At 34.0% G+C, this 12,314-nt stretch carries 11 protein-coding genes; 8 read left to right on the top strand and 3 right to left on the bottom strand.

The window, feature by feature from the left end:
- Positions 1–14 precede the first annotated feature (14 nt).
- The 6 genes from SUCMO_RS0106130 (at position 15) to SUCMO_RS0106105 (ending at position 5,731) form a co-directional block, all read left to right on the top strand.
- Positions 15–713, top strand: coding sequence for a DUF881 domain-containing protein (locus SUCMO_RS0106130; protein ID WP_028953916.1), 699 nt, complete (start codon positions 15–17; stop codon positions 711–713).
- 2 nt (positions 714–715) lie between these two features.
- Positions 716–1,045 (top strand): DUF1290 domain-containing protein, encoded by a 330-nt coding sequence (locus tag SUCMO_RS0106125; protein WP_028953915.1) that lies wholly within the window; start codon positions 716–718, stop codon positions 1,043–1,045.
- A gap of 63 nt (positions 1,046–1,108) precedes the next feature.
- A complete protein-coding gene (gene ftsZ / locus SUCMO_RS0106120) occupies positions 1,109–2,218 on the top strand; it encodes a cell division protein FtsZ (protein ID WP_019879710.1) in 1,110 nt (369 codons plus the stop codon).
- Between the two features lie 79 nt (positions 2,219–2,297).
- Positions 2,298–2,915: a GntR family transcriptional regulator gene (locus SUCMO_RS0106115; protein WP_019879708.1), complete on the top strand. Its 618-nt coding sequence runs from the start codon at positions 2,298–2,300 to the stop codon at positions 2,913–2,915.
- 112 nt (positions 2,916–3,027) lie between these two features.
- Positions 3,028–4,155, top strand: coding sequence for an ABC transporter ATP-binding protein (locus tag SUCMO_RS0106110; RefSeq protein WP_019879706.1), 1,128 nt, complete (start codon positions 3,028–3,030; stop codon positions 4,153–4,155).
- Position 4,156: 1 nt separating this feature from the next.
- Positions 4,157–5,731 (top strand): ABC transporter permease/substrate-binding protein, encoded by a 1,575-nt coding sequence (locus SUCMO_RS0106105; RefSeq protein WP_019879705.1) that lies wholly within the window; start codon positions 4,157–4,159, stop codon positions 5,729–5,731.
- A 66-nt stretch (positions 5,732–5,797) separates the two neighbouring features.
- On the opposite strand, the gene SUCMO_RS0106100 is transcribed toward SUCMO_RS0106105, so the two are convergent.
- Positions 5,798–6,574, bottom strand: a complete 777-nt coding sequence (locus tag SUCMO_RS0106100) for an EFR1 family ferrodoxin (RefSeq protein ID WP_019879704.1) — start codon at positions 6,572–6,574, stop codon at positions 5,798–5,800.
- Positions 6,575–6,775: 201 nt separating this feature from the next.
- On the opposite strand from SUCMO_RS0106100, the gene SUCMO_RS0106095 reads away from it, so the two are divergent.
- The gene (locus SUCMO_RS0106095) at positions 6,776–8,521 is read left to right on the top strand and encodes a 2-oxoacid:acceptor oxidoreductase subunit alpha (RefSeq protein ID WP_019879703.1); all 1,746 of its coding nucleotides are present in this window, start codon (positions 6,776–6,778) and stop codon (positions 8,519–8,521) included.
- Positions 8,511–9,368, top strand: a complete 858-nt coding sequence (locus tag SUCMO_RS0106090; RefSeq protein ID WP_019879702.1) for a 2-oxoacid:ferredoxin oxidoreductase subunit beta — start codon at positions 8,511–8,513, stop codon at positions 9,366–9,368. Before SUCMO_RS0106095 ends, SUCMO_RS0106090 begins: the two co-directional genes overlap by 11 nt.
- 103 nt (positions 9,369–9,471) lie before the next feature.
- Here SUCMO_RS0106090 and SUCMO_RS0106085 read toward each other — a convergent pair whose 3' ends face one another.
- The gene (locus tag SUCMO_RS0106085; RefSeq protein ID WP_019879701.1) at positions 9,472–10,557 is read right to left on the bottom strand and encodes an ABC transporter ATP-binding protein; all 1,086 of its coding nucleotides are present in this window, start codon (positions 10,555–10,557) and stop codon (positions 9,472–9,474) included.
- 11 nt (positions 10,558–10,568) lie between these two features.
- On the bottom strand, positions 10,569–12,239 hold the full coding sequence (locus tag SUCMO_RS0106080) for an ABC transporter permease (protein WP_019879700.1): 1,671 nt from the start codon (positions 12,237–12,239) through the stop codon (positions 10,569–10,571).
- Positions 12,240–12,314 lie beyond the last annotated feature (75 nt).

The raw sequence follows: 12,314 nt of genomic DNA, 5'->3' as shown, positions 1-12,314 counted from the left end.
TGGAAGTGATATAATTGACAAATATAAAAGAAGCAAAGCTGACGATAATGGTGGTGTGTGTGTTGCTGGGGATGATGTTGGTAGCACAGTTTCGAATTACCCAGCGATTAGAAAAAGATTCATTGTCTTATCAGCGGTTAGAAGATTTATCCGATCGATTGAAACAAACGGAAAAAGAGCGTAATCAGCTGCTTATAGACATGCAAAAATTAAAGGATAAAGCAGGTGAACAAGTTTTTCAGCGCGAATTAGCGCAACTGAAAATGCACGCCAATCTAACACCTTTACAGGGACCTGGTGTAATTGTTACTTTAGATGATAGTAAATTACCTGGAAAACCAGGTGAAAATCAGAATCTATACCTTATTCACGACGATGATTTGTTAAAAGTAATTAACGAACTTAAAGCAGCTGGAGCAGAGGCTCTTTCAGTTAATGAGCAGCGACTTATCGCGACTTCAGAAATACGTTGTGCTGGCCCTACTGTTTCAGTGAACAATCAACGCTCATCACCACCGTATGTTATAAAGGCAATTGGCGATCCGAAAACTTTAGATGCGGCTTTAAAAATGAGAGGCGGGGTTGTGGAAACACTCAAATTTTGGGGCATTCAAGTAAATATTAATGTTGTAGACAGCAGTTTAGAAGTACCAGCATATAAAGGAACTTTTAGATATGAACACGCAAAACCAGTTAAAGGAGGGAAAGAATAATGATAATCTATCCTTTGCTGGGAATTATTTTAGGTGTTTTAATTGGCTCTTATCTACCTATAAGTCTACCGATAGCTTACGCAAAATTTTTATCAGTAGCCCTTTTAGCTGGTTTTGATTCTGTTTTTGGCGGAATTCGTTCTGGACTTGAAGGTAATTATAATAACAAAGTATTTTTAACGGGATTTTTTATAAATGCAGCATTAGCAGCAGGATTGGCTTATATTGGGGAAAGATTGGGGATAGATTTATACTTTGTAGCGCTTTTAGCTTTTGGATTAAGAGTGTTTCAAAACTTGGCTATTATTAGAAGAAAGTTTTTAGATAAATAAATAGACTAATTTGCTATATTAATGATATAATGTCTTTATAGATTAGCGTTGAGGGGGACTACCATGTTAGAAGTAGAACAAGAATTTGGCAAAGCACAAATTAAAGTAGTTGGTGTTGGTGGTGGTGGAAATAATGCCGTAAACCGTATGATAGAATCAGCAGTTGAAGGTGTTGAGTTTGTAGCTATAAATACAGATGCGCAAGTTTTGGGAACAAGTAAAGCACCTCTAAAGATACAAATCGGAGAAAAACTAACAAAAGGTTTAGGTGCAGGCGCTAATCCTGAAATAGGTGAAAAAGCTGCCCAAGAGACTAAAGAGTCTATTATGGAGTGTTTGCGTGGCGCAGATATGGTTTTTGTAACTGCTGGTATGGGTGGCGGAACTGGTACTGGTGCCGCACCGATAGTTGCTCAATGTGCTAAAGAACTAGGTGCTCTAGTAGTGGCTGTAGTTACAAAGCCTTTTAAATTTGAAGGTCCAAAGCGTAGTAGACAAGCAGAAAGTGGTATAGAAAAACTCCGTCAAGTAGTTGATTCTATTGTTATAATTCCTAATGAAAAATTGAGAGCAATTTCTGATAAGAAAACAACCCTTGTTGACTCTTTCAAAATGGCAGATGTTAGCCTTACTCACGGGGTAGAAGGATTGTCAAATCTTATCGTTAAAGAAGGAATTATAAATCTTGATTTTGCTGACATAAAAACAGTAATGCAAGATTCAGGATCTGCATTAATGGGAGTTGGCATGGGTTCTGGGGATCGTGCAATTGAAGAGGCTTTAAATAATGCTATTAATAGTCCATTTTTAGAAACTTCTTTAGACGGAGCTACAGGTGTTATCATGAATATAACCGCAGCTTCTAATATGATGACTTTGTCAGATGTTATTGAAGCTGGTGATATGCTTGGAGAAGTAGCTTCTCCAGAAGCAAATGTTATTTTTGGAGCGATCACTGATGATAGTTTAGGTGAGAGTGTTAAAATTACAATTATTGTTACTGGTTTTAGCGATGAGAGAAAGCCAGAAGTAATAGAAAAAATAGTTAATGATAAAGTAAATCCTAAAGTAATTGAAAATGAAACTAAAGATTTAGGGGAAACATTTGTAAAACCCAAAATAATAGACAGTGATATCCCTACTATCCCAGAGTGGCTAAGACGCGATTTGTAAAAAAAAAACTGTTAGTGATAGATAATCATTAACAGTTTTTTCTAATACAACTTAAATTTATTAATAATAAAGGTGCATGATGAAAATAACTAGTCCTGTTTATAAAAAAATCGCCTTAGATATCGCAACTAGAATTGTTGAAGGTGAGTATAAAGTTGGGGAAAAGGTTTATGCGCGCTCTAGTTTAGCAACACAATATGCAGTTTCTCCAGAAACGGCACGGAGAGCCATTAGTGTTTTAGTAGATCTAGGAGTTGTAGAAAGCACTAAAGGAAGTGGCGTGCAAATAACTTCTTATGAAGCAGCTGTAAAATTTTTATCGCGTTTTGAAGATTCGCAAACACTTGGAAATTTAAAACAAGAAATTGAATATTTGGTAAACCAAGAAATAACAATAGCTGAGAATATTCAAGATAAAATTAGAGAGTTAGTGGATAAAACGGAGCGATTTACTGCAAATAATCCTTTCACACCTTTTGAAATTAAGATAAAGGCTAATATGAAATTTTTAGAGAAAAGCGCTTCGGAAATAAATTTTTGGCACAATACTTCTGCGACAATCATAGCTATTAAGCGGGGGGAAGATTTGCTTATTTCACCAGGACCATATACAACTTTTTTGAAAAATGACATTGTTTATTGTATTGGTGATGAAAATGCTTATAGTAGAGTTAATATGTTTTTATATAACGGTTAAACAAGAGAGATGTTTTAAGCATCTCTCTTGTTTTTTTATGCTTGACTTGACAAAAGCAACAACTTGAGTATAAAATAAAGTTGTTGGAAATAATTATATGTGAGGTGATTATATGATTGAATTCAGAAATGTTACAAAAAAATTCTCTGGCACTACAGTGCTAAAGGACATTTCTCTAAAGATAAATAAAGGTGAAATAGTTACTTTAGTTGGTCCTAGTGGTTGCGGGAAAACAACTAGTCTGAAAATGATTAATCGTTTAATTAAGCCTACTAGTGGGAGTATATTTATTAACGGAATAGATATTAGTAAAAAAGATGTTATTGCTTTAAGGCGAAATTTAGGGTATGTAATTCAACAAACAGGTCTGTTTCCGCATATGAATGTTCAAGAAAACATTGAAATTATTAGTAGGCTTAGCAATACTAACAGTGAAGTGTTGTTGCATAAAACTTGCGAATTAATGGAGTTAGTGGGGTTGGAGCCAGAGGTTTTTTTAAAACGCTATCCTAGTGAATTAAGTGGCGGGCAGCAGCAACGTGTCGGATTCGCGCGAGCTTTTTCTATGGATCCAGATGTTATTTTAATGGATGAGCCTTTTTCGGCATTAGATCCGATAACACGCTTGAGTCTGCAAGATGAGTTAATTAATCTTCAAAGACAGTTTAAGAAAACTATTGTTTTCGTTACCCATGATATGGATGAAGCAATAAAGATAGCTGATCGGCTTTGTATTATGAATAAGGGGGAAGTAATTCAGTATGATACGCCAGAAAACATCTTGAAAAAACCAATTAATGAATATGTAACCGAATTTGTCGGAGCAAAAAGAATATGGCTTAATGCTGATTTTATTAAGGCAGCAGATTTTATGAGCGAAGATTTATTTACTTGCACTCCAAAGCTTGGAATATTAAAATGCCTAGAAATAATGCGAAAAAATGGTTTGGATAATATGTTAGTTACAGATGTGCATACGCGCAGATTACTTGGAATATTTTATCCGAGAAATTTGCCTTTAGATTTTAACAAAACAGCTTTAGTCGAAGATTTTATGGTCAGAGAATATCCGACGGTATGTAGGGACACTTCGATTATTAAAGTTTTAAAATTAGTAGATCGGTATCAGGTAGAAAACATTCCGGTTTTAGATTGTAATAATGTTTTGCAGGGTTTGATAACGAAAACTAATCTTCTTGCAACTTTAAGCCAACAATATTTGTTGACGGAGGTGGGGTAAGATGAATTTTTACAATTATATTTTTCAAAATTACCAACAAGTATATGGACTTTTAATAGAACATATTTACTTAACTTTGATAGCTGTGTTTTTTTCAATTATAATCGGGGTGCCAATTGGTATTTTGATCTGCTATGTAAATAAATTAAACAAACCAATTTTAGGTGTAACGAGTGTTTTACAGGCTATCCCTAGTATGGCCTTATTAGGCTTTATGATTCCTTTATTAGGAATCGGGAAGGTTCCTGCAGTAGTAGTTGTTGTTCTATATTCTTTATTGCCGATAATCAAAAATACTTACACGGGATTAGTTAGTATTAATCCGCAAACCATAGAAGCAGCCAAAGGTATTGGTTTGACGAATTGGCAAATTCTAAGAAAAGTTCAAATTCCTATGGCTTTACCAATAATTATGGCTGGCGTTAGAATTTCAATTGTTACAGCGGTGGGTCTTATGACCATTGCAGCTTTTATTGGCGCTGGTGGTTTAGGCTACTTAGTTTTTTCTGGAATTAGAACTGTAAATACTGGGCAGATATTAGCAGGAGCTGTGCCAGCTTGCGCTTTAGCACTACTCGTGGATTATTTGGCCGCAAATATTGAAAAGCTAGTTACCCCGATAAGTTTACAAAATCTTGGTAATAAGTCCTTAGAAATGATTGCTAAAACTCGTTTTAAACAAAAAATAACGGTGGCCACAGCAACTTTATTATTTGGTGTTATTTTAATGCCAGCAACTTTGGCAACTTTTACGCCGAAAGCTATTAAAGAGATTTCTATTGGTAGCAAAGATTTTACTGAGCAACAAATTTTAGGACATATGTTTGCTGATTTAGTAGAAGCAAAAACAGATATAAAAGTTAAAAGAGAAATAAATTTGGGTGGAACACAAGTTTGTTTTGAAGCAATGAAAAACAATAATATTGATATGTATATTGAGTACACTGGAACTATTTATGGGAATATTTTAAGACATCCACCAATAAGTGATATGCAAAAAGTTTATGATATTTCCAAGAATACTTTACAGCGCCAGTATAATATTGTAGTTATGCCTCAAATTGCTTTTAATAACACATATACACTTGCTGTAACTAAAGAATTAGCAACTAAATATAATTTGGAAAAAATTAGTGATTTAAGAGGAAATAGTGCTAACTTCCGAACTGGAACCACATTAGAGTTTTTAAATCGCAAAGATGGATTACCAGGAGTAAAACAAAAATATAATTTAACTTTTAAAGATAGTATTGGCTTAGATGGTTCTCCTAGATATAGTGCTTTGACAAATAATGATGTGGAAATAATCGATGCTTTTTCAACCGATGGTTTACTGAAAAAATTTGATTTGGTAACCTTAAAAGATGATAAAAAGTTTTTTCCACCATATTATGCAGTACCATTAATCAGAAAAGATACTTTAGATAAATTCCCTGAATTAGAAGAGGTAGTAAATTCTTTAGCTGGAGTATTAACCGAAGAAGTAATGATTGAATTAAACTATCAAGTTGATGAAAAACAAAAACAGCCAGAAGCTGTTGCTAGAGAGTTTTTGAAAAAGAATGGTTTGATATAAATAACAGAAGGTATTGTGGTTTAACTACAATACCTTCTGTTATTTGTGGGAACTATAATTTATGTTTTAGTTTTTAATAAGTTCATCAATAGAAATAAAAGGATTTCTATAACGACCGTAGATTTTGGTTAAGTAGTTTGATTGGATTGCTTGTTCCGGACAAAGATTTATGCAGGCGAGACAATCTTGGCATTGGATTTGCCAATGTGGCAAGTTGTTTTTTAAGGAAATATTTTTTTCAGGACATAGTTTCACGCACAAACCACAACCTGTACAAGAGCTTTGCACGAAAAAGTTTTGATGGGAATTTTTCAAGTTGTGTCGCCAGTTTTTATAAAAAAAACTATATATGAAACTTAGGGGAGAATTAGAAATTTGGCTTCGAACTTGTTTTTTTACATCAAGAACAATCTGTTTAAGATGTGGTTCTTGGTTTGCAATATTTTTTTGAGCTTGGGCGGCAGTAGGTGGTTTAAATAGTTTTATATAGTTGCTAGGCATATTTTGAAATGCAGTATAGCTCAATTTGAAGTTTTTGGTAGACAAAATGTTGTCAAGTTGCTGTTTAACAATACCATAGCCAGATCCACCACAAGTAATTATAGCAAAAAAATATACATTGCTATTTGTTAAATTTAATTTAATTAGAAAACGTTCAATAATTTCAGGTATTCCAAAGGCATATAGTGGAAAAACTAATCCTACGCAAGCATCGGGTATCGTTATAACATTATTCGATATCAATGTGGTAATGTCTACTAAATCACTTTCAAGTTCATTACTTAATTTTTTAGCGACATATAAACTATTACCAGTACCAGTAAAATAAAACATTTTAGTCATATAATACTACTAAAAGTAGTTTTCACCTCTCTAAATTTATTTATTATTTACTAATTGTAGGCTAGTTATAGCTATATTGCAAGCAATTTTAGGGGACTAACAAAAAAATTATAAATAAATATTAATGTGCTTAAGATAGCTTTTATTTTAAAATTAAAATGATATAATGAGCTTAAGAAAAATAATTTAGGTGGTGAGAATATGCAAGAATTATCTTGGCGCATTGGTGGGGAACAAGGGGAAGGTATTGAAAGTTCTGGTGATTTATGGTCGAAGGTTTTAAATTCGCAAGGCTATTATTTATATGCATTTCGAGCTTTTTCATCGAGGATTAAAGGAGGACACACCCATTATAGTTTGCGTATTGCAAATGAGGATGTTGGTACGCTTAACAATAAACTTGACTTTTTGATTGCTTTTGATAAAGATAGTTTGGAGTTATCAAAAAATGAACTTCACTCTAATAGCTTGATTTTAGTAGAAAGTAAAATTAGCATAGAAAATTTGGAAGCAACAGTTGTTCAGATTCCATTTACGGAACTATTGCAAGCTAAGAACTTAATTAAACAGAAAGGTGTATTTGCATTAGGTTGCAGTGCCGCACTTTTGCAAATTTCTTTAGAAATAATAACAGAAAGCATTGAAAAAGAGTTTTTAACTAAAGGACAAGAAGTAATCGAAAAAAACCTAACTGCTTTAAAGCTGGGATACGATTATATTTTTGCTAACTATAGTAAACTTATTGGTCAGGCAAACTTGCCTATTTGTGAATCTAGAATAAATAAATTATTTGTTTTAGGAAATGAAGTTTTAGCTTTGGGTGCGTTAGTTGCAGGCGCAAGATTTATGGCTGCCTATCCAATAACACCGTCTTCGGAAATAATGGAATATTTAGTTAAAAAATTACCCGCTTATGGAGGAATCGTAGTTCAGACAGAAGATGAAATAGCGGCCTGTACGATGGCAATAGGCGCAGCTTATGCTGGAGCAAGAGCTTTAACCGCTACATCTGGACCAGGTCTATCCTTAATGGCAGAAGCAATTGGTTTAGCTTGCATGACTGAAACGCCTCTCGTGGTGTATAATACGCAAAGAGGTGGTCCGAGTACTGGTTTACCGACTAAACATGAACAGTCTGATATATTAGCAGCACTATACAATACACATGGGGATACTGCTAAAATTGTTATTGCCCCTAGCTCGATTGAAGAGTCGTTTTATGATTCATTTGAAGCGTTTAACTTAGCGGAACAATATCAATGCCCCGTTATTGTATTAACTGATTTACAATTATCATTAGCTAAGCAAACTATTAATAATATCGATATAGAAAATTTAAAAATAGAAAGGGGCAAATTGCTTGCAGATAAATTGCCAGAACTTTCAGCGCCTAATTATTTCCCTAGATATAATATAGAAACTACGACAGGAGTATCTCCAAGAGTTTTGCCGGGAACAAAAAACGGTGTGTATTTAACTACTGGTTTAGAGCACGATATATATGGTAAACCTTCTGAAAACAAAACAATGCGTGTAGCTCAATCCGAAAAGCGTTTAAAAAAGTTGGAAAATTTTTTGCAAGTGTATTCGAAAGCAACTAATGAATCTATGGGAGAAGATGTAGATTTACTTATTATAGGCGTTGGCGCAACCTTGGCTTGCATCAAAGAAACCGAAAAACTATTGGCAGAAGTTGGGATAACGACAAGACATATGCAAATACGCTTGCTAGCACCTTTCCCAGTTCAAAAAGTAAGTGAATGCTTTAAAGGTGCTAAAAAAATTGTTGTCTTAGAGCATAATGCAACAGGACAGTTAAAACATTTAATAAGAGGCAATGTAGAAAATTGTCCAGAAATTAAATCGATTTTACAATATGATGGAGATATAATTACACCACAGGTTTTAAAAACTAAATGTATGGAGGTGTTGGCAAATGACAACTAATCCTTTTAAAAATAATGTAAAGCCTAATTGGTGTCCAGGCTGTGGACATTACGGAACACATAATTCATTGCAACAAGCTTTACAGCAATTAAATTTTAAACCTCAAGATGTGGCCATAATATCTGGAATTGGTTGCGCAGGCAGAATCTCGGGTTATATTTATGCTTATGGGGTGCATACTACACATGGACGGGCTTTGCCTTTTGCCCAAGGCGTTAAGTTAGCTAATCCAGAGTTGGAAGTAATTGCTTGTGGTGGAGATGGCGATGGTTTTGCAATTGGCCTAGGTCATGCATTACATGCTATAAAACGCAATATAAACATGACGTATATTTTAATGGATAATCATGTTTATGGCCTTACTAAAGGCCAGACTTCGCCCCGTAGTGATTTGGGATTTAAAACTAAAACTACCCCAAAAGGTAATGTGGAAAATCCATTGCCAGCCTTAGAAATGGTTTTAGCAGCGGGAGCTACCTTTGTTGGACAAGCTTTTGCGGCTCAAGGAGCAGAGTTGGTTGATTTAATTAAGCAAGCAATTGCGCATAAAGGCTTTTCCTTTATAAACGTTTTAACACCCTGTGTTACCTTTAATAAAGTTAATACTTATGAATGGTATAAAGAAAATATAATCCCAATAAGTAGTTTACTAAATTATGATTCTCATAATCGCTTACAGGCGTTTCAGGCTGTTGCTGAAAACAGGGGGTTAATAACAGGTCTAATATATCAAGATATAAGCAAAACTAATTATGAAAAGGCTGTAGGCCTTGAGGATAACAATAAAATTAGTAGCATTGAACATCTAGCAATGGCTGATTGCTTAGAATTATTAAAAGAGTTTTAATAAAAGTCCAATTCGAAAAAAAGAAACCACCCCTGTGAAATTCTAATTTAGAACTTCTTAGGGGTGGCTTCTTTTTTTTATGAGAATTTCCTGTTTTAAAAAGTTATTTATCAATAAAGTGTAATTTATCTAAAGAAAAATATAAACCTACAAGTTCGCCAGCAGAAAATATTTTCTCTGGCTCAGGATCACTTTGGATTACTTGAAGTTTTTGATCAGATATTTTTAAAAGATATTCTTGGTTGTCTCCCATAAAAACAGAACTAATTACTTCAGCAGTTAATATAGCTTTTTCATTATTGGATTTAACTAGCGTTATGGCTTCAGGACGCAAAACTATTTTTGGAGCTTGCATATCGAGTTGAGGATTGTAGGGAATCAGCAATTCAGTGTCTAGTAGAATAATTTTTTGTGTAGTTGTGGTGCTTTCCAACAATTTCACGGGCAAAATATTAGCAATTCCAATGAAATCAGCAACAAATGCACTACTAGGTTTGCGATATATTTCTTGAGGGATACCAATTTGTTCTATTTCCCCTTTGTTCATTACTACAATTCTATCACTCATGCTCATTGCTTCACTTTGATCATGAGTAACGTAAATTGTTGTGATGCCGAGTTTTTGCTGGATTCTTCTGATTTCGTAGCGCATATAGACACGTAATTTAGCATCTAGATTTGAAAGCGGTTCATCAAATAAAAGCACAGCGGGTTCCATAACTAAAGCTCTAGCTAAAGCTACCCTTTGTTGTTGTCCACCAGAAAGTTGATTTGCTGCACGTTGATGCATATTTTCTAGACCAACTAATTTTAAAATAGCTAAAACTTTATCTTCAATTTGATTTTTAGGTAGTTTTCTGAGTTGTAAACCAAAAGCTACGTTGTCAAAAACATTTAAGTGTGGAAAAAGAGCGTAGCTCTGGAAAACCATAGCTGTGTCACGTTTATCTGGGGTTAAATTATTAACAACTTCCTCGCCAATCGCAATTGTACCTGAATTAGGAATTTCAAAACCAGCAATCATTCGCAAAACAGTTGTTTTGCCGCAACCAGAAGGTCCTAATAAAGTAATAAATTCACCGGGTTCAATAGCTAAATCAACATTATTAACAGCAATAACATGGTGTTTATTAGTTTGCGAATATATTTTAGTCAATCCATTTATCGTAACTTTTTTTGAAGTAATCATATTAATCCTCACTATCCATTAATTTCTGAAGTGTTTATACCCATTTTTCCTAAGAAAAATTTTAATGCTCCTGTGACTAATAGAACAATTATAATTAATAAAGTTGAATAGGCGGCAGCCACACCAATTCTTCCTACATCAACTTGAGACATGATAGAAACCGTTAATAGTTGATAGCTAGCGGAAACTAAAAAAATTACTGCGCTTACAGCCGTCATTGAACGTACAAAGCTATAAATTAAACCGCTAAAAAAAGCAGCTTTAATAATTGGAATGGTAATTAATGTAAAAACTTTATATGTGTTGGCACCTAAATCTTGAGCAGCTTCTTCAATAGCTGGATCAATTTGTTCAAGTGAGGCCATGCCGGCACGAATACCAACTGGCATACTTCTAAACACAAAAGAAAGAACAATAATAATATAAGTTCCAGTTAAAACTAGGGGGGGCTTGTTATAAGCCAATACATAACCCATGCCAATTACTGTCCCAGGAATAGCCATGGAAAGAAGTGAAATAAACTCTACCCACGAGCGCCCTAAAAAGCGTTTACGGACGATTAAGAAAGCTATAATCATCCCTAATAACCCAGTTATAGGCATAGCGATTAGCGATAATAATGTTGTGTCAAAAATAGGTTTTAGTCCTAGATCAAAAACATACTCATAGTGTTTTAGTGTAAAAGTATAGTCAATACCCCAAAGATTAACTAGAGAACCGAGTGGAATCAAAGCATATAAAATAAAAATAAACAGGCTAATTAATAGGCACGGGCTAGTAACTAAATTAACAATAAGTGCATCGCGATTTAAAGTGCGAATTCTTGAGGGCTTGCCTGTGACAGTGACGTAAGAACGCCCACTTAACCAATATTTTTGTAAAACAAACATTAAAACAGAAATGCTTAATAAAACACTTGCCAAGGCTGTACCGCCTTTAATATTGTAATTACCCATAGCTTGTAGATATGTTTTTACGGCTAAAGTAGTAAAATTGCCACCAATTACCATTGCATTGCCAAAATCAGCCACGCTTTGTATAAATACCAAAAGAAAACTATTTGCAACGCCAGGTAATAATAATGGGAAAATAACTTTTTTAAAAGTTGCCCAGCTGCTAGCGCCTAAATTACGAGCCGCTTCCTCATAAGAGGGATCAATTTGTCGCATTAGGCCAGCTAAAACCAAGTAAGCTACGGGAAAATATGTAAGAATTTGAACAATCGACAAACCCCAAAATCCATAGACATTTGCATCCGCAATGCCTAAAAGAGTGTGAGTTACAAACCCTCTTTGACCAAAAAGCATAATAAAGGACATTGCTAGAGCAAAAGGTGGTGAAATGATTGGTAATATAGCTAAAATGTTAAAAATTTTTTTCCCTTTCATATCGACGAATGCATCTGCATAGGCAAATAAAAAACCTATTGCAGTGGAAATTATAGCAACAAATACTCCTAGAAAAATAGTATTAAAAAGAACTTCTAAATTGTCAGTGGTTGTAAATACTTCATTATAATATTGTAGCGTTAAAGCACCGTCGAAAGTTGTGAATCCTTCTTTTAAAACTTCAAATAATGGCCAAATAATAAAAATTACTAGAGAAATAATTACTACCGATAACCAAAACAATAAAATTTTATCGCGAAAAATTTTTTTGCTTTCTATAATAGTTTGCTGCATTATCTTAACCTCATTTATGCAAATTTCCTATAAAAAAGGACTAACTTATTTTTTAGTTAGTCCTTTTTAACTTTT

The organism is Succinispira mobilis DSM 6222 (assembly GCF_000384135.1).
GTDB lineage: Bacteria > Bacillota > Negativicutes > Acidaminococcales > Succinispiraceae > Succinispira > Succinispira mobilis.
The sequence above is the reverse complement of the archived record's forward strand: the minus strand, read 5'-3'. Positions and strand labels throughout refer to the sequence as shown.

Coding starts and splice junctions, on each gene's coding strand:
- SUCMO_RS0106085 (WP_019879701.1), bottom strand. CDS start 10,557: ATGATTACTTCAAAAAAAGTTACGATAAATGGATTGACTAAAATATAT.
- SUCMO_RS0106115 (WP_019879708.1), top strand. CDS start 2,298: ATGAAAATAACTAGTCCTGTTTATAAAAAAATCGCCTTAGATATCGCA.
- SUCMO_RS0106095 (WP_019879703.1), top strand. CDS start 6,776: ATGCAAGAATTATCTTGGCGCATTGGTGGGGAACAAGGGGAAGGTATT.
- SUCMO_RS0106105 (WP_019879705.1), top strand. CDS start 4,157: ATGAATTTTTACAATTATATTTTTCAAAATTACCAACAAGTATATGGA.
- SUCMO_RS0106110 (WP_019879706.1), top strand. CDS start 3,028: ATGATTGAATTCAGAAATGTTACAAAAAAATTCTCTGGCACTACAGTG.
- ftsZ (WP_019879710.1), top strand. CDS start 1,109: ATGTTAGAAGTAGAACAAGAATTTGGCAAAGCACAAATTAAAGTAGTT.
- SUCMO_RS0106100 (WP_019879704.1), bottom strand. CDS start 6,574: ATGACTAAAATGTTTTATTTTACTGGTACTGGTAATAGTTTATATGTC.
- SUCMO_RS0106090 (WP_019879702.1), top strand. CDS start 8,511: ATGACAACTAATCCTTTTAAAAATAATGTAAAGCCTAATTGGTGTCCA.
- SUCMO_RS0106080 (WP_019879700.1), bottom strand. CDS start 12,239: ATGCAGCAAACTATTATAGAAAGCAAAAAAATTTTTCGCGATAAAATT.